This is a genomic window from Pseudomonas sp. H3(2019), assembly GCF_007713465.1.
GTDB lineage: Bacteria > Pseudomonadota > Gammaproteobacteria > Pseudomonadales > Pseudomonadaceae > Aquipseudomonas.
Genome location: NZ_VMSG01000002.1, coordinates 201,926 through 227,479 on the forward strand (window position 1 = coordinate 201,926; position 25,554 = coordinate 227,479).

Annotated in this window: 21 protein-coding genes; 12 read left to right on the forward strand and 9 right to left on the reverse strand. The window is 56.7% G+C overall.

Annotated features, from left to right (window positions below; genetic code table 11):
- Positions 1-138 precede the first annotated feature (138 nt).
- Complete coding sequence (locus tag FPT12_RS03255) at positions 139-1,251, forward strand: alkene reductase (RefSeq protein WP_145014618.1); 1,113 nt, start codon at positions 139-141, stop codon at positions 1,249-1,251.
- A gap of 100 nt (positions 1,252-1,351) precedes the next feature.
- Positions 1,352-1,834 (forward strand): helix-turn-helix domain-containing protein, encoded by a 483-nt coding sequence (locus FPT12_RS03260; protein WP_145014619.1) that lies wholly within the window; start codon positions 1,352-1,354, stop codon positions 1,832-1,834.
- Between the two features lie 58 nt (positions 1,835-1,892).
- Here the strand turns inward: FPT12_RS03260 and FPT12_RS03265 are convergent, their stop codons facing one another.
- Positions 1,893-7,031 (reverse strand): AAA family ATPase, encoded by a 5,139-nt coding sequence (locus tag FPT12_RS03265; protein ID WP_256676584.1) that lies wholly within the window; start codon positions 7,029-7,031, stop codon positions 1,893-1,895.
- 260 nt (positions 7,032-7,291) lie between these two features.
- Here FPT12_RS03265 and FPT12_RS03270 point away from each other — a divergent pair, with 260 nt between their 5' ends.
- From FPT12_RS03270 to FPT12_RS03285, 4 genes are all read left to right on the forward strand, one after another.
- Positions 7,292-8,281 (forward strand): response regulator, encoded by a 990-nt coding sequence (locus FPT12_RS03270; protein ID WP_145014620.1) that lies wholly within the window; start codon positions 7,292-7,294, stop codon positions 8,279-8,281.
- Between the two features lie 5 nt (positions 8,282-8,286).
- Positions 8,287-8,688 (forward strand): response regulator transcription factor, encoded by a 402-nt coding sequence (locus tag FPT12_RS03275; protein WP_256676593.1) that lies wholly within the window; start codon positions 8,287-8,289, stop codon positions 8,686-8,688.
- A 529-nt stretch (positions 8,689-9,217) separates the two neighbouring features.
- Complete coding sequence (locus FPT12_RS03280; protein WP_145014621.1) at positions 9,218-9,904, forward strand: phytanoyl-CoA dioxygenase family protein; 687 nt, start codon at positions 9,218-9,220, stop codon at positions 9,902-9,904.
- A 277-nt stretch (positions 9,905-10,181) separates the two neighbouring features.
- The gene (locus FPT12_RS03285; protein ID WP_145014622.1) at positions 10,182-10,856 is read left to right on the forward strand and encodes a DUF3313 domain-containing protein; all 675 of its coding nucleotides are present in this window, start codon (positions 10,182-10,184) and stop codon (positions 10,854-10,856) included.
- Between the two features lie 365 nt (positions 10,857-11,221).
- Here the strand turns inward: FPT12_RS03285 and FPT12_RS03295 are convergent, their stop codons facing one another.
- Positions 11,222-11,485, reverse strand: a complete 264-nt coding sequence (locus tag FPT12_RS03295) for a hypothetical protein (RefSeq protein ID WP_145014624.1) — start codon at positions 11,483-11,485, stop codon at positions 11,222-11,224.
- A gap of 277 nt (positions 11,486-11,762) precedes the next feature.
- Here FPT12_RS03295 and FPT12_RS03300 point away from each other — a divergent pair, with 277 nt between their 5' ends.
- From FPT12_RS03300 to FPT12_RS03315, 3 genes are all read left to right on the forward strand, one after another.
- On the forward strand, positions 11,763-11,969 hold the full coding sequence (locus tag FPT12_RS03300) for a hypothetical protein (protein ID WP_145014625.1): 207 nt from the start codon (positions 11,763-11,765) through the stop codon (positions 11,967-11,969).
- 128 nt (positions 11,970-12,097) lie between these two features.
- Positions 12,098-13,210, forward strand: a complete 1,113-nt coding sequence (locus FPT12_RS03305) for a CapA family protein (protein ID WP_145014626.1) — start codon at positions 12,098-12,100, stop codon at positions 13,208-13,210.
- A gap of 718 nt (positions 13,211-13,928) precedes the next feature.
- Positions 13,929-14,285, forward strand: a complete 357-nt coding sequence (locus FPT12_RS03315) for a hypothetical protein (protein ID WP_145014627.1) — start codon at positions 13,929-13,931, stop codon at positions 14,283-14,285.
- Between the two features lie 173 nt (positions 14,286-14,458).
- Here FPT12_RS03315 and FPT12_RS03320 read toward each other — a convergent pair whose 3' ends face one another.
- A complete protein-coding gene (locus FPT12_RS03320; protein WP_145014628.1) occupies positions 14,459-14,653 on the reverse strand; it encodes a hypothetical protein in 195 nt (64 codons plus the stop codon).
- A gap of 338 nt (positions 14,654-14,991) precedes the next feature.
- Here FPT12_RS03320 and FPT12_RS03325 point away from each other — a divergent pair, with 338 nt between their 5' ends.
- Entirely contained in the window at positions 14,992-16,542 is a 1,551-nt protein-coding gene (locus tag FPT12_RS03325; protein ID WP_145014629.1) for a sensor domain-containing diguanylate cyclase, read from the forward strand.
- A gap of 577 nt (positions 16,543-17,119) precedes the next feature.
- Here FPT12_RS03325 and FPT12_RS27870 read toward each other — a convergent pair.
- Both FPT12_RS27870 and FPT12_RS03340 read right to left on the reverse strand, forming a co-directional pair.
- The gene (locus FPT12_RS27870; RefSeq protein WP_145014631.1) at positions 17,120-17,629 is read right to left on the reverse strand and encodes a hypothetical protein; all 510 of its coding nucleotides are present in this window, start codon (positions 17,627-17,629) and stop codon (positions 17,120-17,122) included.
- 159 nt (positions 17,630-17,788) lie between these two features.
- Positions 17,789-19,069 (reverse strand): HAD family hydrolase, encoded by a 1,281-nt coding sequence (locus FPT12_RS03340; protein WP_145014632.1) that lies wholly within the window; start codon positions 19,067-19,069, stop codon positions 17,789-17,791.
- A 266-nt stretch (positions 19,070-19,335) separates the two neighbouring features.
- On the opposite strand from FPT12_RS03340, the gene FPT12_RS03345 reads away from it, so the two are divergent.
- Positions 19,336-20,106 (forward strand): DeoR/GlpR family DNA-binding transcription regulator, encoded by a 771-nt coding sequence (locus FPT12_RS03345; RefSeq protein ID WP_145014633.1) that lies wholly within the window; start codon positions 19,336-19,338, stop codon positions 20,104-20,106.
- A gap of 1 nt (position 20,107) precedes the next feature.
- On the opposite strand, the gene FPT12_RS03350 is transcribed toward FPT12_RS03345, so the two are convergent.
- Positions 20,108-20,992 carry an alpha/beta fold hydrolase gene (locus tag FPT12_RS03350; RefSeq protein WP_145014634.1) on the reverse strand — a complete coding sequence of 295 codons (885 nt, stop codon included), beginning with the start codon at positions 20,990-20,992 and terminating at the stop codon, positions 20,108-20,110.
- 326 nt (positions 20,993-21,318) lie between these two features.
- Between FPT12_RS03350 and FPT12_RS03355 the strand changes: the two genes are divergently transcribed.
- Entirely contained in the window at positions 21,319-22,083 is a 765-nt protein-coding gene (locus tag FPT12_RS03355; protein ID WP_145014635.1) for an ABC transporter substrate-binding protein, read from the forward strand.
- A gap of 127 nt (positions 22,084-22,210) precedes the next feature.
- Here the strand turns inward: FPT12_RS03355 and FPT12_RS03360 are convergent, their stop codons facing one another.
- The 3 genes from FPT12_RS03360 to FPT12_RS27800 all read right to left on the reverse strand — a co-directional run bounded on the left by FPT12_RS03360 (position 22,211) and on the right by FPT12_RS27800 (position 25,545).
- Positions 22,211-23,086: a DNA/RNA non-specific endonuclease gene (locus FPT12_RS03360; protein ID WP_145014636.1), complete on the reverse strand. Its 876-nt coding sequence runs from the start codon at positions 23,084-23,086 to the stop codon at positions 22,211-22,213.
- A 239-nt stretch (positions 23,087-23,325) separates the two neighbouring features.
- A complete protein-coding gene (locus FPT12_RS03365) occupies positions 23,326-24,540 on the reverse strand; it encodes an acyl-CoA dehydrogenase family protein (RefSeq protein ID WP_145014637.1) in 1,215 nt (404 codons plus the stop codon).
- A 12-nt stretch (positions 24,541-24,552) separates the two neighbouring features.
- A complete protein-coding gene (locus FPT12_RS27800) occupies positions 24,553-25,545 on the reverse strand; it encodes a class I SAM-dependent methyltransferase (RefSeq protein WP_218570708.1) in 993 nt (330 codons plus the stop codon).
- Positions 25,546-25,554: the final 9 nt, after the last annotated feature.

Consider the following 25,554-nt stretch of genomic DNA (forward strand, 5'->3'; position numbering starts at 1 on the left):
GCGCCATTGCGTCATGCGCAAAACAGCGTGGCGCCGGTCACGGATTATCACCCCCGCTGCCCCCGGTTAATTTACCTGCACTGATTCGCAGCCCTGCTGCTGCGTTTGAATCCCACTTATTGAAATCTGGAGCTACCCATGACCCGTCGTTTGTTCCAACCCATCGCACTGGGTCCTTACACCCTCGCCCATCGCGTGGCGATGGCCCCGTTGACTCGCTCACGCGCCGGCCAACCGGGCGATGTGCCGACGGCCATGAACGCCGAGTACTACCGCCAACGGGCCAGCGCCGCGCTGATCATCACCGAGGCCACACAAATCTCCCGGCAGGCTCAGGGTTACGCATGGACGCCGGGCATCTACACCCCGGAACAGGTCCAGGCGTGGCGAGAAGTCAGCACGGCGGTGCATGAGGCCGGCGGGTTGATCTTCATGCAACTGTGGCACGTCGGTCGTGTTTCCCATCCCAGCTTTCAACCCGACGCCGGCCTGCCCGTGGCGCCTAGCGCTCTGCCGGTGCCCGGCAAGACTTTTATCGTCGATGAAAACGGCAACGGCGTCTGGGGTGATGTACCCGTGCCGCGCGCTCTGGAAACGGCGGAAATCGCAGACATTGTCGAGGACTACCGCCGGGCCGCGCGCAACGCGCTGAATGCGGGCATGGACGGCGTGGAAATTCATGCCGGCAATGGCTACCTGCTCGACCAGTTTCTTAACAGCAACAGCAACCAGCGTGACGATGCCTATGGCGGCAGCGTGGAAAATCGCGCGCGTTTTCTGCTGGAAGTGGTCGCGGCTGTTGCTGAAGAAGTCGGTGCCGAGCGCGTTGGCGTACGCCTGACGCCGATGGGGCGCTTTATGGGCATGGGCGATGACACCCCGGAGGCGACATTCGGCCACCTCGTCGAGGCCCTCAATCAATGGAATCTGGCGTACCTGCACCTGGTCGAGCCAGCGATGGTCGGCACAGTCAAGGACGAACATTTCGACCCGCGCTGGGACGCGATCATCGCCCAGCTGCGCCACCTCTGGAACGGTGTGTTGATACTTGCGGGCGGATATGACGCCGACTCCGCCGAACAAGCGCTGACCTCGGGCCGCGCTGACGTCATTGCATTCGGCAGACCATTCCTGGCAAACCCTGATCTGCCGCGTCGGCTTCATGATGGCCTGACGCTCAATACGGCGGACCCGAGCAGCTTTTTCGGGGGGGATCAGCATGGCTACATTGACTATCCATTCCATGCCTGAGAAGGACATGCCGGTCCGGGCTTCATAACTTTTAAGGTTTGCTTAAGGACTTTAAATGTCGGCAGCGGACAGACTTTCCCTAACGACCAGGAGAGCCGCCATGAGCCCGCAACCGCTGAAGTCAGACCATCCCTGCAATCTGGCGCGCCCGTTGGGCGCGCTTTCCGGCTGGCAGGAACGCCGTGCCAAGGCGTTCATGCTGCGCGATCTGACCCGCAGCCTTCGCGTCAGCGAGATAGCTGAACACTGCCATCTGTCGCGAAGCCACTTTTCCCGGGCATTCAAAATCGTCACGGGGTGCTCGCCGCAGGAATGGATGCTTAAGATGAAAATCGACAAAGCGAAATGCCTGTTGCTTACCGCGATGCCGATTACCGACATCGTGTATGAATGCGGCTTTTCCGATCACTCGCACTTCACTCGCACCTTTGGCCGCATGCTAGGCATTTCGCCCAGAGCCTGGCGTCAGGCTGTGTGCAGCACCCGTGCACCTGTCATTGAGCAGAACTCAGGCTACTGGAGCCCCAGCGATATTCCCTCCAACCCGAAAATACAGACACACCCACCAGAACTGCGTCCCTGAATCGATCCTTGAAGCCCCTGTCCACTCTTCCCTTTTGGCCGCTTTTGCGGCCTTTTTTTTATTGTGCTCTCTGCGGGACAAGTGGCAGTTTGAAACAGATCCGCGCACCCTCCTCGCAGGCCTCCACTTGCAGCGTGCCGCCATGGGTGCTGATCACCGTTCGGCAAATCGCCAGCCCCATCCCCATGCCGCTGCCCTTGGTGGTGTAGAAAGCATCGAAAATCTGTTCGAGCTGATGCTCGGCTATCCCGTGGCCGTTATCCTGGAACCAGACGCAGGCATGACCGTCGCATATCTTCGACTCGATGCTCAGACGTCCCTCCGCCGGTGCAGCGATGGTGATAGCCTCTAAAGCATTGATGATCAGGTTGTAGATCACCTGCTGAATCTGCACCCGGTCGATCAATACCGCATCGGGTGCGGCGAGGCTTGTTTGTAACGTAACGCTACGGTTGTGCAGATCAGTGGCGGTGAGGCGCACGACTTCGCCGATCAGCGCATCAATCGATATCGGCAGGCGCTGCAGTGGCGCCTGTTTAGCCAAGGCGCGCAATGCCCGGACGATCTCGGTGGCCCTTGCACTGTCGGAGCGAATGTCCTCCAGGCCCTGAATCGCTTCGGCCAGATCCGGCGTGTCGCGCTTGAGCCAGCGCAAACTCGCCGAGGCATTGGAGGAAATGCCCAACAATGGCTGACTGATTTCATGGGCAATCGAGGCCGATAGCTCCCCCATCATTTTCAGGTGAGAGTTGCGCGCCAGCTCCGCCCGTGAACTGCGCAAGTCGGCCTCCATTTGAGCGCGCAAGCGGTTGTCTTCAACCAATTGCGCGTAAAGCCGCGCGGTTTGCAGTGAGACTGCCGCCTGCGACGCGAGAATTTCCAGCATGGTCAAACGTTCGGCATTGAAAAGCTTCGGCACCAGACTGTTTTCCAGATAAACCAGGCCAATCAGCGTGCCTTGTTTAAGCAGTGGCAGGCACATCATTGAGCGTGTCTGACGCAGATGCAGATCGGTGCTGTAGGCCTCAGGACACTCGGTGCGGACATCATCGAGCACCAATGGCATGCGGGTGCGCATGGTGGAGTAGAGTACCGAAACCGGGGCGATCTGCTCGATTGGTCGATTATTGTCCTGGTTTACCTGCACATTGCCTGCCTCGACCCTGGCCGCAGCAGCCAGTTGCAACTCGCCATCGATCACTAACAGCAACGCGCCCCGATCGGCGCCGGCCTGGATCATCAGATGATTCACCAGCGTTTCGACCAGCCTATCAAGCAAAACCTCTTGCGAGACGGCCCGGGCCGCTTCGATCCCCGCTTCCAAATCGAGGCGTACCCGCGAGACCGGTGTCACCGCCTCCAGCGAATGCTCTCGGGCCAGAAACGGATGCGCGGCCTCAAGTTGCCGCGCCTTGGCCTCCGCGCCCCACAAGACATACGAGTCGCGGGCGACGCGCAGGTGGTGATGCGCCCCCGATACCAGGCCGTTGGACAGGCAGATCTCAGCCAGTTGTTCATGAGCCAGCGCCTGCTCATGGATGAATCCGGCAGCGGCAGCAGCGATCTGCGACTGATCGAAGCAACGTATGGCGACCAGCCCCTCACCGCGCACGCGGGCGATCGCCCCTTCGATGAGCAATAACTTGTTGCTGAAGGTCGATGGATTGAGCTCGACCCAAGGCAGGAATCGCTGGCGTTGCTGCTCCAGTTTTTGCAGCTTTTCGGCAACCTCGCCCGGGGCTTCGTCGCTGGCCAGCGTCAAACTGTAGAACAGGTAGTAATCGGCAAGGTTGATGTGCGCCGGCAGCGACCAGGTCAACGCGGCGGCCTCTTCAAAGCGTCGTAATGCATAGCGAATGTCGCCGAAATAGAATGCCGACATGCCTGAATACAGCCACCGCCAGAACAGCGTCGGTTGCGACACAACCGCGCGGTCGAGCGGACCAAAGAGGTCATTTTCGATGCCATCAAACTCAGCCATCGAGCGCGGTGCAGGACCATGGCGCAGGTCGCTGGCAAACCTCTGTTGCGCCAGCAAAATGCGTTCGATGTCGATGTAGTGAAACTGCCGCACCCAGGTGAGGCCATGCTCCAATTCAATCAGCACGCCTTGCAATGGCTCGCCCATGAACAATAGATCGGAACCAATATGGTTGCAGGCATAACACGACATGCCCAGGTCGCCGCCAGCCTGTCCGACCTCGAACGCGGCGAACGCCTTATGGCGGGCATAGGCCATAGGCCTCGTCCACGGGCTGACTTGATCAAGCGCCACAAGCGTTCCTGTGCGGCCGGCTTCATAGCCGTGCAGGTCGGTGAGTTCGAGCGCCAGTTCAGCGAAAGCCTGGCCATCGACGTATTCGCCGTAGCGGTCGGCAATCATCACCCCGTACCAGGCAAACCCGTAACCGCTGCTCGGCGTAGTACCGTGCAGCAGTGTGAGTTCCACCATCTTGGCCAAGTGCAAAAAGGCAATATCGTCCTGGACGAAGAACGACGCAGTCAACGTGCTCAGCAGTTCCATCGCGACCTCGATCCGCGGATCGTCAGCCTCCGGCAACACCGTCAGGTCAGCAATCCGCCGCTCGCCTATCAACGCCCGGACACGTTCGAAGGCCTGGGACAGTTGCATTCTGGATGGCCGACGCTGCAAAACAATATCCAGCAGCGTGAGTCCGCCCAGCGCTTCGCTGATCGCGCCGTCATAGTCCGAGTGCAACGTGCGCAAACTGGCGCGCAGCCGATAAGTTCTGGCTTGATCCAACGTTGTTGTGGCGTGGCTCAGGCAGTCATCCAGACGCTGTTGTGCCTCAGTCAGATTCGCCAACAGCATTGCGCATTCAGCCGCTAGCCAACGAGTGGCAAAGGCTAGCGGATAGAGTTGCGACCATCCCGTATCGCCCAGCAGTAACTCGGCCGTATGCAGATAACCCACGGCTTGCTCGAAGGCAGCGGTATCGCGAGCGCGCCTGGCAGCCTGGGTGAGCGTGGAGATAAAGTCGGCGCGTCGATGCGCGTCGAGCGCATATACGTCGATGCGCTGAATCTGGCTGGCGATGTCGAACACCCGCCCATGATTCAATTGGCCCCACTGATCCAGCATGGCGGCGGCAATGCGAGCATGTTCGGCGGCGCGTCCCGATGGCGCCGCCAGCGCAGCGGCTGCCTCCAGCACGCGGTCGTGGGGAAAGACCAGTTGGCCTGATTCGCGCAGCAAAAATCCGGCATCGACCAGATAGTCCGTATCGCGAACCAGCTGAGGTGGATTGTCAGGCAGCAAACGTCGCAACAGGGCTTCGTCGCAGCGGCCGCCAACGTAGCCGGCTGTTCGCATCACTTCGCGAGCGGTGGCTGGTAGGCGCTGCAAGCGCTGCACCATCAGATCGGCAACGTTGTCGGCATAGCGATATCCGTCCACCTCGCTCTGGTTCCAGCCCCAGCGCCGAGTCGCGGCATCGAAACGCAGCAGGCGCTCATCCACCAACGCCCGTGACACCTGACTGACAAACAAAGGATTACCCGCCGTCTTGAAATGCACGACGTGCGCCAGCGCTTCGAGGTTGTCGACTTCGGTATCGAGTTCGACGGCCATCAGTTGCGCGACTGCCTGCACCGACAAGGGCCCCAACGTCACGTGGGTAATCGGCAACGTAGCGGCGTCGCGCAGGTCATCAAGCAATCCACCCTCACCTTCCGGCAACTCACCCTCGCGATAGGCGAGGATCAGCACCAGATGCCGTGGCGGTCGAGCGATGAAGGCCTTGAGAAACGCAAGGGTCGAGTCGTCTGCCCACTGCACGTCATCGATAAATAGCACCAGCGGATGCCCCGGCTGGGCGAAAACTTCCAGCACATCGAGCAGAGCCCGATTGGCACGATCCAAGGCATGTCGAGCCGGCATATTCGGCAACTCGGCAGTGGCGCCGATAATCAGTTCGGCTTCCGGCGCCAAGTCCACCAGCAAGCGACCGCGGCCCTTGAGGGTTTCGCTCAGTTGCTCGCTGAGGGCCTGCAACTCCAGCGCGGGCTTGCCCAGTACTTGGGTCATCAGTGAGCGGAGGATTTGCGCCAGAGGGGCAAAAGGAATGTCGTTCTGCAGCAGATCGATCTTGCCGCTCGCCCAATAACCGGGCGCTTCTACACGAATACCTTTCTGGATCAGCGTTGACTTGCCCGCTCCGGGCGCGCCGGCAACGAGCAGCACGCGAGCGATGCCGTCGCTGCGCACGCGATGGATCTGTTCAAGCAGTTGCTTGCGTTCGTTATCCCGTCCAAAGAGCACTTCGAGGCGCGTGCTTTTCGCACGCGCCTCGAAGGCACCCAGCCGGAACGGCTCGATCACTCCCTTTTTGTGCCATTGGCGCAGGCACCAGGCCAGATCCGCAGCCATCGATTCGACACTCTGGTAACGTGCGTTCGGCTCCTTGGCCAGGCCCTTGAGCAATACGAGGCAAATGCCTTGGGGCAGATCGGGATTATATTCGGCTGGGGATAACGGCTCGACGGCAGCGTGCACGTGCAGCCATTGCGATGGATCACGAGCAGTCAGTGGCGGGCGCCCGGTCAGGGCCTCATACATAATTGCCGACAGCGCGTACACATCGCTACGGTCATCGAAACCGGTGACGTCGCGCTGCACCCGTTCGGGAGCCAGGTAAGGCCAGTGCTCGAGGCCCGGTAGTTCAGAAGCCGAGGCTTCTTGTATCACGGGGTGAAAGCCCATAAGCCTGATAGTGTCGTCCGGACCAACCATCAGATGCCACGGCAGCAGGTCTGGACGCCGCGTTTCGGACTTGCCGATATTGGCCAGCGCGTTGGCTGCCGCGAAAGCAAGGTCAAGTACCCGGCCGAGCGGCAGACCGTCAGCTCCAATCAGCTCAGCCAGCGGCACGCCCCACTGGGGATAGACCAGCACGGGGCCGTCAGCCGAACGAATGAGTGCTACCGGAGGGACCGTCCATTGCGCGGGCAGTTGAAGTTGAAAATCGCACTCCAGTTGCTTGCACAACACCGGACGCTGAATCGGCGCGCGGACTGCGAACCATGCGCTGCCGGAGCGATTATCTTCGAGGGTGAACCACGTCAGCTCATGATCACGACGCAGCAGCGTAAACCTGCATCCCTCCAGCCATGCGTCATCGAGCGACGCAGCGTCGGCAGCGCAGGAAACGGCAGATGTGGACGACTGGCCGGGCATACGAAATCACCGCTGGAAGTTGGGTTCAGGTTGATGCCGGAGTATATCCAACTATTTTTTGCGAAATGGCTATTCGCGCGCGGCTGTCCGTCTGCAGCCTCAAAATGGCCGCCCAGAGCCTTGCGCCGGCCCTGTAAGTGCCATGAATGTGCCCATCTTATCCTTCGGGATAATTGCTTTATGCCGGGCCGTCCCCTAGCGTACAGCCCTGATGAATCGGCGCCCCGCCCTACCTTCACTAATGCAACGCAGAGGCCTGCATGATCCGACTCGGCCAAGCCACTATTTCCCTGGAACGGCGCGAAGCTTTTCTTGACGGTCAGCCCTTGCGCGTCGGCGGACGGGCGTTTGAAATACTTTCTGTGCTGATGCTGGCCGATGGCCGAATCGTTAGTAAAGACGAGCTGATTAATCAGGTCTGGCCCGACATCGTCGTCGAGGAAAACAATCTGCAGGTGCAGATTTCCTCGTTACGCAAACTGCTAGGGAAAAAAGAAATCATCCAGACGATTCCCCGTCGAGGTTACCGACTATTGAAAGACAGTGAACCCAAACTGCCCGTATTCAATGCGCTGGTCTCGGCGCCCATCTTGGCGCAGCCGCCACCGGTCGAAGCGCAGCACGTGCCGGTGCTTATCGTGGACGATGAGGCCTGTGTGCGCACGGCCCTGAGCCGGTTGTTGCGGGCTGAAAACATTGAACACCGAATATTCCAGTCGGCCGAAGAACTGCTGGACGCAGAAATCGCAAACGGTCCTGCGTGCCTGCTGCTCGATGTCAGCCTGCCGGAGGCGACGGGGTTGCAGTTGCAAGCGGCGCTGACCGAACGTGGCCATCCGTGGCCGGTGATCTTCATGACCGGCCACGGCACCATTCCAATGTCGGTGCAAGCCATGAAGGCCGGTGCGGTGGAGTTTCTGACCAAGCCTTTCGATGACGATGAGCTGTTAAACATTCTGCGTACCACACGCCAGCGCGCCGCGATTGAGTTCGAGCAGTGGCAACGGGTTCAGCACGTTCGCCAACTGGCGGCCCTGCTGACCCCGCGTGAACGCGAAGTTTTGCCGCTGATCGTCGCCGGTCTGTCCAACAAACAGGTCGCTAATAGCCTAGGTACCAGTGAGGTGACGGCCAAGGTACACCGCAAGCACATCATGGCGAAGATGCAGGCTCGCTCGGTGGTCAATCTCGTTGAACGCTGTGGATTAATCAGCGCTACGCCTTCGCTTGGCTCATCGAGCCTACCGTGAAAGGCATGATGGAGCGCCCTACGGCTGCCGCTAATCAACACTCGACTATCGTCTGCATCGTCGATGACGATGCCTCCGTTCGCAAAAGCCTGTCCAATCTGCTGCGCTCAGCCGGCTACCATGCCCAGCTATTCGCCAGCGGAGACGCGTTCCTCGCCGATGATAACCTTGAGGACATCGCCTGCCTGCTCCTCGATCTACACATGCCCGGTCTATCTGGTATCGATGTCATGCGCGAACTGTCGCGCAGAGCTAGGCAGTTTCCCGTGATCTGCATGTCAGCGCACTGGGACGAGGCGACGTTAGCTCAATCCTTTCATTATCAGGCTGTCCATTGCTTGTACAAACCTTTCGATGAAGAGGCTTTGCTGAAGGCTATCGAATCTGTAATTCATTCCGAAAACTGAACATTATGATTCAGATGACATTTCTCCATCAGTTCAACGACCGACAAAGGAACGGTGCTCATTCAATGCGTTTCTCGCACAGTGCGCCCAAATGTAAGCGGTGCTTGCCAGCACAATTCGAAATGAGTCGCTGTTGAACCCATTGATTTGAATGCTGCCGTCAGATTTACCCGCCGAGAAACAGCTGATCGCTCCTGCCTGATCCCAGTACCTGACTGTAGGGACAGCTCGCTTCTCTACGGAAATCTTGGTTCTGCCCATCGCCCTGGTAGCAGAACCAGAACAGGAAAGCGTCATGCCGTTCGAGGCGTTCGGGCTGGCTGATCCGGAAATTACCCCGGGCCTTGCATCAAGCGGAAAGGACTTTTCGTAGTAGCGCTGGCAAAGAATCAGCTCCTCGCCGTAACTGCGATCTTCGTACCCGGTCGCAAAAGCTACGCTTGATCATTGGCCGATTATTGCCCAATGCTGTTATCTAGCTTCGGGGCGTACTGCAAGACGCGTAAATGGCAAGGGAATTGAGGAATCCATGACTGACCGCGAGCAACTCCATCGAGATGGCTATACGCTGCTCCGTCGAGCGATCCCGGCCGAGTGGCTGGATGACCTTCGTGCCGTGTTCGATGCGGGCGTGAAACCGGCGGACCAATGGCCAGTGCCGCGCGGCATGGATTGGCGCCATTCGCTGTTGGACTCTGATTCGAAGGTTCAGGCGGTGTGTCGTCTGCGGGAGGTGCTGGCGGTGGTGGGTGAGTTGATCGGAGAACGGTTCTTCCTCTCGCAGGTAGAAGGTCGCGAGCCTCTTGCAGGTGGCGGTCATCAGCAGCTGCACCGTGACTTGTCGGCCCAACGGCCAGGCGACATTGTGAACGCTCTGGCTTATTTCGACGATTATGGCCCTGAGAACGGCGCGACACGTATCGTCCCCGGCAGCCATCGCCCTGAGCTGGGAGAGCCGCCATTCGACTTCAATGACGAGTCCCGGTCTGTGCAGCTTTCAGGCTCCGCGGGTGACATCCTGGTGTTTGATGTCGATTTAGTGCATGCGGGCAGTCTGAACTCAATCGGCGCACGCCGTCGCTCCATCCTGATGAGTTATTTTTCGGAGCCCCTATACGCGTCGCACCTGGAAACAGTGAGCCTGCGAAGTATTCGGATGGACACGACCGATCGATTTGATCCCTCGGATTTTGCCTTCGGGGGCTATATAGCCTGACCAGGCTGAGTCGACTGTTAGATACCCGCTTACCCAAAGCGTCTCCATGGGAGCATTTTTCGAAGGAAGAGCAGCTGCAACACCGGTCAGCCCTATATTTCAATTGGGTAACATTTCTACTGCATAGCAATAAGCGGGACATATTCCAGCAAAGGACTCAGGGCACTCTATGCAGGCCGCCTCATAAGGAATCCAGTGTGCGGGTGTTAGCCCTATAGCCTGTCACTGCCGTCAACTCGATGCGGTATAGAACGTCTTAATCCATGGAGTAAACAGTATGAGTCTGTCCAGAAAATTGCTTGTCGGCGTTGCCTTGAGCGGCCTGCTGCTCAGCGGATGCACCTCAAGAGTCACGGAGAAGGAACAGTACTCAGGGTTTCTCCCCGACTACAACAACTTGCAGGAAGTCAGCACGCCCAGCGGTGAGAAGGCCATGCGTTGGGTGACCCCGTCCTGGAACCCGAACACTTATGACACAGTGGCCTTCAAGCGATTGGAACTGTACCCGACACCACAGCCCAATGAACGGGTCAACCGCCAGACGCTGGACCAACTGCAAACCTACATGACGAACAATGCCAAGAGCGCACTGGACCAGAAGTACCGTGTGGTACCCAATGTTCAGTCGGCCCCCGCCGGTTCGCGAGTCCTGGTCGTACGCGCTGCAATTACCGGGGTCAGCGCATCCAACGAAGGTATGAAATGGTATGAAGTGGTTCCGGTTGCGGCCGCGATAGGCGCGACTCAGGCAGCCACCGGCCACCGCGATCAAGAGACCGAGTTGTACATTGAGGCCGAGATAATCGACGCAAGCAATGGCCGGACCGTGGCCAAAGTAGTGCGCAAGGTCTTTGGTGAACAATTGAAAAATGCAAGCCAGCAGGTTACCGCCAACGATTTCAAAGCGGCGATCAAAAAACTGGACAGCGATATACAAGCATTCATCGAATAGCAATGAACTGTTAGCCAGCTTCCAGTTTCGTGATATCAGGCCAAAAGCGGCGTCGGAAATCATCGATGTCGGCGAGGCGAGCCTGCTGCCTATGCAAAAAGTGGTGGCGGCGGCAACAGTGCAAAGGGTCTGAGTAACGCTGCTACTTCGAGCACCAAACAAGATCAGTAGACCCGATCTTTACGTCTTCATGCTCCAATATGATGCAGAGAGCCCGCCGGTTGCAGGCTTTCTCATTAACCTCTCCCCTCTCTTGAACATCAGCTTCGGCTCATGAGTAGTTTCAAAGTTCTCCTGGTTCTCCGTCTTGAACCTGGAAAGCACGGGGCGATTCCATGCAGTCAATGAGCGTGCTTACCCTCTCGTTAACCAGCCTCTTGGCTCGCCTGCGTTTCACGACCTCTTTCAGCATTTTGAACCAACGCGTTCAAGAGCTCTTCGGTATGGTTTATCGATTCACGTATCTCGTCAAACGCCTCATCCAGAGTTTTTTCGATCTCGAGTGCAGGAGATCCACGTAATGTCTCCTGTATTTCCAGCTCATCTTGCTTGAATTGCGAAAGGTTGGCGCGCAAGCCCTCTAATCGAAGAGATATCTGTGAGATATGGTGTCGGCGGCGCTGAACCATGATGTTTCTCCTGTTGAGCTCCCATACCTGTTTAGAACGCTGTCTACAAAGAGATGTTCGCATTTCCCGACCAAAGGATTCGGCCTCGGTAAAAGTCCTTTAGAGAGAACTCTACGACACCATTCGTCGCCTATTAAAACGTGGTGCAGGATACGGCTCAAGGATTGCTAAGTACGCTCGTAGCGGCCCTAGGACGACATAATTCTGACGCGGCAGCAATCAACATTAACGCTTAAGGACTCCAGCGATACGCTTGGTCAGTCACCGGAGATGTAACGTGTCAACTCTCAATGAAATCGCAGCGAACCACGCGAGAATGGCTAAGGCAAACGAAGAAGAGTCGACCGGGCTGAGTGAGCGACACCTTCAAATAGTGGGCAGCTTTGAAATCCCCGCCATCGATGCACAACAGCACATTCCACTGCATCTGATCGCCGGGGTGCAGGACAATCAATTCGAACAGACAACTGGCTACTTGCTCTGACTGCGTTTGATTTCAATACCGGGTTGGTTCGTCATCGGCTTGTCGCAGGCCATGCAGAAAAATTGATATTTTTAACAGTGTGCGAGCAAAACGTGCGGTGAGCTGATCGGGATATCCGGGAGGGTGTCATGGCCGCTGTTATCGATACGCTGAAGCTGTTTCTTGCGGGCGACGTCATGACCGCCCGCGACATCGATTCGGTACTGCCGCATCCTGGTGATCCGCGGCTTTACGAAGCTTACGTCAAGCATGCCGGCGATTACGTCCGGCTGGCAGAAAGACTCAATGGATCGATTCCCCACCCGGTCGATTTCAGCTACGTCTGGGGCACTGCGCTGGATGAGTTCGAACTTCGCCAGCCACACGCACGCATCATCAATCTGGAAACTGCGGTGTCCCGCCGCGGACGACCGGAGCCAAAAGGCATCAATTACCGCATGAGTCCGGAGAACTTCCCGGTCATCAGCGCAGCCGGCATCGACTGCTGCATGCTGGCCAACAACCATGTGCTGGACTGGGGGGAAGCCGGTCTGACCGATACGCTAGACACCCTGTCGAGCAACGGTATGTGCAGCGCCGGCGCCGGGCGTAACCGGCAATCTGCCGAAGCACCCGCCGTACTGCCGCAGACTGGCGGGCGGCGCTTGCTGGTGTTTGGTCTCGGCGCTCCCGACAGCGGCATTCCACCGGACTGGGCCGCCACGGATAAGCGTGCGGGTGTTGCGCGGCTGGAGGATCTGTCGATGCAAAGCCTGGGCCTTGTGGCCAAACGGATTCTTGCGGGCAAAAAACCGGGAGACCGGGTGGTCGCCTCCATTCACTGGGGCGGTAACTGGGGCTTCGATATCCCGCGGGAGCAGGTCCGGTTCGCCCATGCGTTGATCGACGAGGCCGGAGTTGACGTGGTGCACGGGCATTCCTCGCACCACGTCAAGGGTATCGAGGTGTACTGCGAACGCCTGATTCTCTATGGCTGCGGTGATCTCCTGAACGATTACGAAGGTATCGAGAACCACGCAGACTTTCGTGGCAACCTGGGGCTTCTGTACTTTGCCGCCCTGGACCCCAGCGGGTGCCTGCAATCGCTGGACCTAATACCCATCCGCCTCCGTCGCTTTCGCATCTGTCGCGCCGAAGGGGATGACCGCCAATGGCTGCACGACACCCTTTCTCGCGAGTGCGCGCGCTTGGGCAGCAGCATCCAGCCGGGCGCGAAAAATGCCTTCACGTTGTGTTGGTAGGCATTGAGATTGGCGAGACTTTGTTAGCAACGCATTTCCCTGTACGAATCCCAGTAACGCCCAGCCTCACTCGAATGGTAGCCAGCCCGCTGGATTCAACTGAATAACCTATGGGATCTCAACCGTCAGGGCTCTGACGCCCAGATAACGTTCGAGCTATTGATAACCGGACACCGGTCAGGGTTGATCTCGCGTTCGCGATGAAGCCAGACCCTGGTTCGCTCGACATCGAATTTTCGCTCGTTCCGTTCCCTCATAACGATGCCGGATACGCCGAAATGCCCGCACTCAGGACAAATCAGTTCAATGCCATCCATTGCGGAGTCAATATGTCGCGCGTCTTCCGAGCAGATCAAACACCACATGAGCCACTCCCGAGCACCTGTCAGTTTCCACGACCAAGCAATCTAGCCGCCAACTCATGCCCCACCGCCGGGCATCATCGAACGTCTTCCAGGCGCTGACTTCTCGCCTACCCTCACGGTGCAGGTTGTCAATTAATAGACCATTTCCAACCGTCACGCTACCTCGACAAAAAATTCCTTTTACCCACAGAGAAACCGGCAGCCCTGAACTCGATCAGACGGTTTTGAATACCCTCGACGGGTATCGATCAAGTGACCGCCGGCCTCGCCTTTTGTCGCAAGTCGATTGACTGAGGGGAGCCTTTGGAGCCCAGTACTCAACGGGCCAGACCAGATCACACGAAGAAAAAATCATGTCGAAAATAACGGTGATATCCGGTGACTTTCTGGCAGGCGATGCCGAGTTTCAATCCGGATTTTTCACTCTGAAATCCGCATTGAAACCTTCTCTCGAATTAAAGATACCCCTGTCAAATCTGGAAACCCTGGAAACAGCAACCGAAGAAGTCGTCAACAAGAAAGGCAGCGTCATTCGATGGAGTCTGGCGGGAGCATTGCTTCTAGGGCCGATTGGGCTAGTGGCGGGTTGGTTACTATGTGATACCGAGAGTGAAATAACCTTCTACGCAAAATTCAAGGATGGCCGCTGCTTTCTGGCCACCACTGATATCGGTACTTACTCAAAGATCTCTGACTCTCCCCTCAAGTAACGCCACACCCCTCCCCTCAAAGTCAGCTGCTATAGCGCTAAGCGTTTGCCCTGACCAACAGCTGGCCAGTCAGCATGTTTCCTGAAGCATCTGCCGCCGGTTCCACAGACTTGAATCCCAAAACCAACAAAGCCCAGCACTGGGCTGGGCTGGGCTTTTTCATTCCATTGAACTTATCTTTTCGGAGGCTTTTTGAGGCTATCCAATCGACCGCTCTCCAGCAAATCCTTGTACTTCAACGCCTCAGCTTCACTGTGATAGACGCCGACCAGAACATCTCCTTGAAAGACATCCCACATCCTGATTCCCGCGCTACTTGATTCATGAGACATGTGATGCTCATCGCGCTCTTTGATGGTAATGACCATTTGCACATCCTCTGGATTGAGGCAGGTAAGGTATTTTTTACTCCAGTAATCTCCAAGATTCCATACCGACACGGGCTGCGCGTTGAGCCTCCCCTATCTGATCTGGGCCATGGCCGCTTTCTTGATGCTCGTGCCCCCCCCTGCGTGGGGCAGTGCCCATCGAGGGGCAGGCATGATTCATGGGTCAATAGCGCTGTCGTCATTTGACCATCTGCTCATTTGGCAATAAGCAAGATGCGTATATGGCGAAAACGAATACCCACGCTAAAAATACCTCAACGGCATAAAAAAAATAGAATACGCTCACTATTGATACCCACGTCGAATGGCAGGATTTCATGTTGACAAGGAAGGCTTCATTTTTCTCCGCTGGGTGGACCGATGCCAAACTCAAAGTCGGACACGTCATCCTCTTTGTTGCCATCGTATGCATCTCGCTGATAGCAATAAGCACATGGGGAATCTTCAACTCCCTGGAGTACCATTTGCACGACAAGGAAACCGAGATGTCAAATCTCTCGAAGACTTTATCGTCCAATATCGAGGCAACTCTTACGCAGGCTGACACAGTACTTATAGGGGTCAAGGAACGGCTGGAAACTGAAGGCCGCGACGCAGAAAACTTAAAAAATCTGGAAGAGTTACTTAAAACTCAACAAAAACGCCTGCCTCAAATACATGGCTTCTTCGTCTACGATGAACAGGGGCGCTGGCTGCTGAATTCAAACGGTATCATACCCGCTGGCGCCAACAACTCGGACCGTGACTATTTCATTTATCATCGCGACCATACGGACCCGGGACCTTATCTTGGCCCTTCCATACGCAGTCGTTCAACAAATGAATGGATCATGACGGTATCGCGCCGAGTCAACCATCCAGACGGGAGTTTTGCGGGAGTCACAATAGCGACTATTTATCTCAACTACTTTCTCAGTCTATACGATGGTGTCGACATGGGAACAAACGGCCTCATCAATCTGGCGACATCCAGCGGTACCATTGTAGTACGCAAGCCATTCCTCGACTCAGACGTCGGCAAGAACATATCAAAGGGAGAAGTGTTCGCCCTGCTAAAGCCCGACGTAAACTCAGGCACTGCGACCATAAAATCGTTTATAGACGGCGTAGAGCGGGTCATCGGCTTTCGACGCATTAATGGGTACCCTCTTATAGTCGTCGCCGCATTTGATAGAAATGAAGTACTGGCTGACTGGCGTAGCGAATCCCTGGCCAGCCTGATTATTTCCTCCATATTGTTAATAATCCTCGCTTTTATTGGCTATCGACTCATCAAGCTCATGAGCCAGCAAATTCAAGCGCAAAGAGAATTGCAAGCGTCCCATAAAGACTACATTGAAGCCAATAAGATTCTTGGTTTAATGGCCCTCGAAGATGGACTGACACGGCTGGCCAACCGACGCCATTTTGATTTCTTCATAGAAGCTGAAGTTGCCAGGAAAAAACGCAAGAAACTGGACGGCACTGCATTGATCATGATCGACGTTGACCTCTTCAAGAGCTACAACGACCTCTACGGCCATGTACAGGGTGATGAGTGCCTGAAGACTGTGGGCGCAATCATTAGAAAGCATGTAAACCGAACCGGTGATCTTGCCGCCCGGTACGGCGGGGAAGAATTTGCCGTTGTACTGTCAAACACCGATTATGTTGGGGCTTTCCTGCTGGCCGAAAAAATTCGACTCGATTTGGAGCACGCTGAAATACAACACAGCGACTCTCCGCTCGGGGTGGTCACTATCAGCATTGGCATTAGTTCACTTTCCGAACTCGAAGTCGATACGGTAGAGGGCTTGGTGGATATCGCCGACAAAGCGCTATACATCGCCAAGTCCAGCGGGAGAAACAGGACCGTCATTTCAAATTAGCAAGGACGGCAGACAGTAATAAAAAAGCAGCCAAGCGGTGATTGCCCGGTTTCGGCGTCGCATCGCCGCGGTGCAGCTGGCTGCTTCGCCACATCGAAGCAAGAACCTCCATCTAATCCGACGTTACCGATTCCCTGGAACGATTTGACCGGGTGGCCGCTTTCTCTTCGGCGTCGCGATGCAACAAGGAAACCTTGTAATCGTAGGTCGATATCAAGGGCACTGACTCATCATGCCGAGCCATCGCAAGCCATCGCCTTGTGCGTTCAAGGTCAAAGGATTCGTGCTTCAACATCATTTTCGCAACAAGATTGGCCGAGACCCTGAAGTGTCCACAACCGGCTGAGCATTTGACCTCTGACCAGTCTCCCAGCGCGTGAACAGTCTTGGCGGCAGCCTGACAAATTAAGCACTTCATATGGGATCTCCCTATCGATGACTCCTCAACTGTAGCCGATCCCCGGGCGAAAACGAGAAAAGCCCTGCAAGCGTAAACCTGCAGGGCTTCTCGGTCAGGCTGACCATATCATTAAGCCGGGCAACCAATGGTTTACCCGGCTTTTTGAAGGAGTCGCGCTTAACGGATCTTGTCAGTGGTCGAAGTCACTGCCTTACTCAAACCCTTAGCGTTGTGATCTCCAGGCGTTGTCGCCGAGATAGCAGTCGCTTTCGCCACTCCTCGCGTTGCTTTCGAGTGCGCAATACCCGAAGTCACCGCCCCATGACCACGATGGTCATCACGGTCACGTCCAACGTGATTATCGCGATCGCGTCCAATATGCTTACCGCTCAAGCCATGATCTCGAACAGCCCGGCCATCATGATCGGCTTCCTGACCTTCAGCGCGACCATCGCTCTTGGCACTCGCCGAGTGACCTTCACCCGCGTGAGCACCAGCGCCGCCGCTGCCGCCATTTCCGCTGCCACTGCCACCACCATTTCCGCCACCATTACCGCCGCCGTGACCACCACCTTCTTTAGCATAGGCCGTGCCCATGATCGACAACTCGGCAGGAAGTAGAGGCGCGGCAGCCAGCATCAATACGCATGACATAACTGCGGCTAGCTTCTTGTTTTTCAAAGGCATGATAGATTCCATAGTGGTTCGTTTCTTACGGATTGTCTGACAAAAGCAGTTGCCTGTAGTTCAGAACAAACGACGAACGGATCCATGCCCCTGCGCTGATGAAATCCAATAGCGACAAAAACTCGCGGATGGCCGTCGACCACCCGCGAGCCAGCACCATCAGGCCAGCAACTTACGTTCGTCTTTACCGTACTTGAGCGATTTTTCGTCCGGAATCATCAGGCCGGTGTGCTCGTCGCGCCCCTGCAGGATGAAACGGGCGTCCGGCTTACCCAACTGGGTGGCAGCCTGCTGGCTGTCGGCACCAATCTCGCCTTTCTTCATGCGGTTGACGATCACGCCCACCGCCGTGTCGTTGAAGTCGCGCAGCATCCATGCATCACCGTCGCTGTCACCGGCCACCAGCACCGGACCGTAGCCCTTCTGTTTCACCAGTACATTTTTGATGCCGACGGTCTTGCCCGGCCCGTAATTGAAGTGCCAGTCCGGTTGATAGCGACTGGTGTACTTGCCGTTTTCCATCGCCATGCGCAGGCCGATCACGTTCTCGGGCGGTACGCCGTAGCCGTAATTGGGGTGGCCGGCGAACACCCGCACCACGTCGTCGATCGAGGCAGTGCTGACATAGACGTCGATGCCGTTGGCGCGCAACGTGTGCATCAGGCCGCGGATTTCCTCATGGATGCGAATGCCATGGAAGTGCGTGTCCGCTACCACGCCTGCCTTGCCCGGCAACGTGCGTGAACTCTCGTACTTGACCTTGCGCAGCGCGTCGCCCATGGCGTAGTTGTTGGAGGCCTCGGCCATCGCCTGCAACTCGGCGGTGGTCATGTTCTTGTAGAAGTACAGAATCCACTTGTAGCCGATCTCCACCGGGTAGCTGTCGCAGATCGCGTCGTACATGAAGTAGAGCTTGGCGAGAAAATCCTTGTACTGCTCGCTGGCCTGGATCTCTTCCAGGCTTTTGTCGCCAGCAAGTCCCTTGTAGTTGGCGTGCAGCCAGCGGTAGTCAGCTTCCACGTCACTGGCGATGTCTTCCATGGTGACCGGCTTACCGTCCACCGTGGTGTAGTCCTTCATGAACGCGCCGTTTGGCACGTCCTGGCGCAGCACGGCGGCGAACTCATCGGGCGTCAGCTTGTACTGCAAATGATTGATCTGGTAGACCAACAACGCTTCTTCACAGTCATTCATGATGCAGGTGTTGTCCCAGTCGAACACCGCGTACGGGCGCTGATCAGGACGGTAAGACGCGCTTTTGACGCCGTGCTGATCAATCACCGCCTGCAGGCGCTGGGTGTTCAGTGGCGACCAGCGCGCCGGATCCAGCGCGCTCGGCGTGGCCGGGGGCGTGGCGGCTTGCGTTATACGGGAGGACAACAACAGCGGGGTTACGACGGAAACAGTAGCGAGGGTGTTCAGAAACTGGCGACGCTGCATGGTATAGCTCCTACTTCTAGACGATAGGTTACAACCGAGGCGATGGCGAAAGCGTGTTTCGAAAATAAGGACGAGGGGGAAAAACCGTCCCGCGACGAGGCTAACTTCAAATACACAAAAACACAATATTGCCACAATATTACATTTTGATGATTCGCAGGCCGCGCCTGCCCTATGCTGATGGAGGCCGGGACGAACTTGACAGTGACCGACGCCCCTCCACAATGCGTGCTCGGACAGCGACTCAAACAGCAGGGACACCCGGCATGTGGCAAGAAGAGCGTTACCAGCGAATCCGCGCACTGCTATCGACCTTGCAGCGCGTCACCACCGACCGCATCGTCACGGAGCTGAATGTTTCACGCGAGACCGTGCGGCGCGATCTGGTCGCCCTGGAAGACCTTGGGGAGTTGAAGCGGATACACGGCGGCGCCATTCGCGTCGAAGACGAAGCGCCCATCGCCGAGCGGGCGCACAGCAACGTCAAATTCAAGCGTGACCTCGCGCGTGCAGCGGTCGGCCTGCTGTCGCACGGACAGACCGTGTTTATCGACGCGGGCACCACCACTGTCATCCTTGCCGAAGAGCTGGCCAAGCTGGGCGGGCTGACCGTGATCACCAACTCGTTCAACGTGGCGCTGCAATTGCGTAATCCCGCCGCATCGGGCGGCCAGCACAACGAGGTGATCGTACTGGGTGGGTCGCTAGACGACCGTGCTCCCGCCACGGTTGGCGGCACCACGGTGGCGGAGATTGGCCGCTATCGGGCCGACCTCGCGCTGTTGTCGCCCGTCGGCATCGACGCCCAGCGCGGTGCCAGCAACTACGACCACCGTGAGGCCGAAGTGGCTCGTGCCATGGCCGAACATGCCGAGCGCGTGGTCATCCTCGCCGACTACAGCAAGATCGGCGTGGAGAGCCGCGTAGCCTTCTGTCCGCCAGAGCGCATCGACGTGCTCATCACCAACCACAAGGCCAGCACCGAAGCGGCGTTTGCCGCACTGAACGCCAAGCTGAAACACATCATCCTGGCGTAGCTCACATCAGTGAAGCTTCTCTACTGAAAGCGTGATGACGGACCTGATTCGGAGTGCCGCAAGCCGGCTGCAGAAAGCCGAGTAAGGCCTGCCGTGTGTCATGCCAGGCCGCCGGGTGTTCCATATCGAGGAAATGCCCGGCGTTCTTGATGGTATGGAACCGGGACTGACGGGCATGAGCGGCAAAAATCCGGGCGTCCTCCACCGAGGTGTATTCATCCCATTCGCCGTTGACGAACAACAACGGGACTTCGATCGCGTCGGCACAGACAGCGTAGCAGTGGATGTCCTGGGTCAGAATCTCGTTGACGTGGAAATGCATCTGCCGGTATTCGTGTTCGGCCAGGCTGCTGACATGCCGGTGATTAAAACGCTTGAACAACGATGGCAGGTGCTTACCGATGGTGCTGTTGATCAAGTGCCCGACATTGAGACGATCACAGTCCTGGAGAAAGTTCAGGCCGCTCTCCAGGTAATCGCGCATCGGCGTATTGATCCGCGCTGCAAATGAATTGATCACCGCCTTCTCGATTCGTCGCGGGCGCTGGGCCAGCGCCAGCAAGGTAGCCGCGCCCCCCCAGGAAAAGGACAGCACATGGTGCACGGAAAAGTGTTCGATCAATTCCAGCAGTATCTGCGCCTCGTCTTCCTTTCGGATCGGTTGACCATGGAGGTTGTGCTGTCTCGACTGACCGGCGTAAGGCTGATCGTACAGCACCACATTGAATCGCGGCTGCAGGTAACGCACCGTTTGAGCAAAGGATGCGGTAGTTGCCAGCGAGCCGTTGACCAGAATGATGGTTTTGTCAGCGGCGGCGTTGAGATAGTGCTCGGTATAAACCTTGTACTTCTTGCAAATCTCGACGATGGCAGTTTTCGGCATCATGTCATTTTCTTCCCTGAACAAATTGAACCAAGCGCACAGCGTGAGCGACTGCCCGGACGATCTTTGTGACTGACAAGTCACTGACTGACCGGAGGCTCAGAGTTAAGCAGGGATTTTCCCTTCTGCAAGGGCCCGAACGAGTTATTTCTTCGCCCCGTGACAAACGATGATCCGACTCGCAATCCCGGCCTCTCAAACCTGATGCAGAAGCCTCGCCGGGGTTCACTGGCATCGCATAACCCTTGCACCTATGGGAAGATGTTTGCCGCCTTGAGTCGGCGATGAGTTGAGTCGACCTTCTACTTCCAATGCCTGAACTATCAATCATGAACCGGACCACACGCGTGTCGAGCACCTGGACCAAGGCCCTTTGCAGGCTGTGTCTGTCGGTATCGCTGCTGATGACCTATAACGCGTGCGGTGCACCATTACCGATTGAACTGTTTATCCCCGATGCGCCCCCACTGACGTTTGTCGATGATCCCAAAGGTCACGGCATCGTCGGAGACGCTGTCCTGATGGCTATCGCCAACGCCGGCTATGTCGCTCATGTGCAGGCGCTGCCTTGGGCCAGAGCGCAAAAACACGTCAGTAAGAAGCAGGACATCCTGATAGCCCCGTTGTCACGTACGCCAGAACGTGAGGAGCACTTCAGCTGGATCGCTCCCATCATGTCCATGGAACGAGCCTTTTTCAGCCTTGACCGGCCGGTGAGCAGCTTCGCTGAAGCCAGGAAAACCTACCGCGTGATCGGTGTAGGTCTGGGCAGCGCACAAGAGGAAATCCTGCGTGCGCAAGGTTTCGACAACCAACAGATCTACCCGCTGACCATTGGCGACAACCCCGCGCAAATGCTCTTGAGAGGACGCATCGATGCCTGGTTCAACGGTGTCCCGGAGACTCGATACATTTGGCCGAAGGTGTCTCGACGCAAACTGCTGATGAGTCCTGTCATGAACAAAACGGATCTCTATCTGGCCTGCTCGAAACAATGTTCCCCTCAACAGGTACAAGACTTGCGCAAAGCGATTGAAACGCTTCGCAGCGACGGCACTCTGGCACGGATACAAAAGGGCTATTTGTCGCAATAAGCGCTTCTTGGAAAAACCCAAGGGACGCCGCTTTGACCGTATGTTGTCTGGCCCGCAAGCCGTGACCTCAGCAGAACAGTCAGCGTTGGTCAACGGCATGGCATTCAGCAAAGTGGTCCCTTGAAGATCAAGAGCGACCTACCGAACCCGAGACTGGCAGATTTCCCAGCACGTTGAGTCCTGTGATCTTCACAAAAGTCTCATAGTCCACAGGCTTCTCAATGCGGGTTTCCGCGTTAGGTAGCACATACGCCCAGGCACGTTTGGACGAAGCGTCGTACACCAGTTTGAACAGACGGTCTGGCACCCAGACCTTGTTGTCGCCAATGGTGGTATGACCTGCATCAAAGAGCGGGCCGGTGAAGACAAAGACATTGCCATCGGCCCGCTTCGCGAACTTTCTGACATCCGACTCGACCTTGCTCCAGACCTTCCGGTTATTGGTCGGGTTTTGCGGCACCATGTTCGACAGTGCAAAAGACTGGGCCATTGCATGTGGATTCGGTGCATCGGCGGCCGGGGACTGATGGCCACGATCCACTGCCGGATGTTGGCCACGGTAGTCGCTCAATTCTGCCCGCCCGTCCTTGGGAATGCGTGGGTCCGGATAGAACTGATTGGTTCGCTCCTCTCCTTTGGCATCCGCCAGCTGGGCCGAATTCAGACGCTCAACCACAACCAACGGCGTCTTGCTGGTTTGCGAATACAGCACCGCAAAGTTGTCGGAACACAGCGCCAAGGGCTTCATCGTTGCAGGCACGCTGGTCATGCTGATCGGCCTGGCTGCCGGGAACAGGTCTGCGCACCCATCAAACGATGCCTGTTGCTGCTTGCTTGAATACAGGTCGATCGCCGCGCTCTGGCTGATTGAGCCTGAACGGTGCCCTTGTTCCTCGTGCTGGCTGGGCGGCTTTAGGAAATCCAGCAGGTTGCGAGCTTCTGCCGCACCGGTCGAGAACAAAACAAGGGCCGACAGCCCCACTGCTATTTTGCGTAGGTTCATGCTTGGAATCTTTGAATTGGATTGAGGGAGGATACTGGCGGCAAAGCCCGGAAATCGTCGACACGAAAAAAGAGGCCAATGCCTCTTTTTTCAATGCGGACAACATAATAGCGAGACTCGCAGCATGCGTCTGACCTATTGAAATCAAAGGAGTTTCTTTTACTCCAAAAACAGGAGTAAGCATGATCCGCAAAGACGTGATCGACTATGAAATCTCCCTCGACGGTGTCCCCCCCTGGCTAAGTGCAATAACCATTCATAGCTGGATCAGCTTCGCGCTGATCCAGCACAAAATCCCCATAAGCGAGCATGGCGGTGTCCCAATTCACATCCATATGGGACGCCATCACCTGAATGTCGCGCCAGTGCCGTTGCACCGGACTCGCATCAAAAATCGCCGCAGTTCCCATTTGCCACACCAGCCGTTGAACAGCCTGCACGCACAACCGAATCAGATAGGCACGATCTCGCTTGAGGGTGACCAGCTCTTGCAGAGACAGTGACCTGCCTGCAACACCTGCGCTATGGAGTAAAAAGGTAATGGCTTGGTAAAGGTGCCTGGCGCAGCTCAATTGCGCAGCACTTTCCGCGAGTCGTTCCAGCAAGATTGGCCGAGCCTTTAATGCCCCGCCCTCCTTCGTGGATTCATGTTTGCGCAGTGCTGCAATGCAGTCGTCGTACGCACCCTCCGCGCAACCAAGCACAGGGCCGATGTGCAGACTGCCCAGATACGGAATGAACTCCACATCAAACATGTAGCCATCCGGATTGTGCCGGGCGCCTACCGGGGCGGGGCCGAAACACTCCGATTGCGAGACCACCCAATCGTCTGGCACAAATACATCGTCCAGTCGTAGATCCTTCGATCCGGTACCGCACATGCCAGCGACGTGCCAGGCATCTTCGATCTGAACCTGGTCAGCCCTGAGAGTGATTAACAGCGGATGGCCAGGCGATACATCTGCAGGATTATCCCGGCGCACGGATACGATAACCCAGCTGGCATGATCGATCCCCGAGCTGAAACGCCAGGTTCCGCTAACGCGAAAGCCACCGTCAACTTTCAGGATCGAGAGATCCTTGGACACAGAGGCAGTGGCAATGATTTGCCCCGGCCCATCGGCAAAGACCTTCTCCTGGCATGAGGAAGGAAGCCGCCCGACAATCGCCGCATGGCTGCCCACAAGGCCAATCATCCAACCGGTCGACGGACAAACCCGCGCGGCAATTCGAGAGGTTTCAACCAGGGTTGGCCAATCGCGTTGCAGTCCGCCATAACGTCTTGGCACGAACAACTGCATAAGCTCCCCGGCAAGCAAGTCGTCTACAGTCTGCTGCGAAATACAGCGGGCCCGCTCGGTTTCAGCGGCAAGAGTCCGCCATCGCCCGAGGAGTGCCCTGACTCGATCGCAGGTTTCATGATGTCCCAATGGCAACTCTGTCATCCAATCCATCAAAACCGCCTCCTAACGATCAGCCGCAGGCTGTGAGAGCTTCCTGACAACCGGATATTCGAAGCAGAAACCATCGGGGATAAAGGGCTGGCCAAGCAGTTCGATGAACCGGGTGATGCTTTTCTCGTCGTTGGAGGCAACAAACTCATAGAAGTTGGTGCCGTTCCAGATGAGATAGACATGAGCAAAATAGCGGGACGCCGCTTCGACGAAATCGGAAAAATGGATCTGGCCATTCTCCATCTGCGACAACATGGCATTCCTTTTCCAGGCTATCTCCTCCTCGGAAAAGTAATGAACCTTGTGCTGTTCGTCCTTTACCCGTTCCCGCCGGTAGTACTCGTCGACCTCGGGCTGATTGAATTTCTCCAGAAAGAATGCGAGGCCATCCTCGCGCAGGAAACTCGAAACGCCTTTTAGATGCTCGTCCCTGTTTCTGCCATAGAACTGGAAAGCCGCCATCTCATAGAGATAGTCAACCCCACGAAACGGCACCTGCGAATCCAACGCTTGCGCCACGATCTCGCGGTTCACCTGAAGAAACGACCCAGAGTGGAATGCGCAAAGCTCCTTGTCGGCATGAGCGTCGAAATGGATCTGGTTCGCCTTGTTCGGTGAGTTGGTCAGCGTCCGTATTGCGCCCTTGGCGTATTTTGCCAACGACCTGCCGCTACTCCCATCAAACGCATCAATCTCCCACAAAGTGAAAGCTCGATCATCCTGCTTGCGCCGCTCGAGGGTATAGCGGGCAAGCGTCACGCCGACATGGGAAAGCTCTTCCAGAATACCCGGCACGCTGGCCAGAAAATGCGAAAAAAGCGGACCGGTCTGCGCCACCAGCAGGTCATGGTAGGCCAGCACCTCCGGGTCCTGAATCTGCTCGCGTATTCTCGTTGTCACAGGCTGCCTGGGCACCTGGACCTTGCCTCTGGCCAAGTCGTCAAAATAGTCGGCCAGCTTGTTCATCGCAGAATCGACAAAGGCAGGATTCGAATCGGTGATCATTTCCGTAAT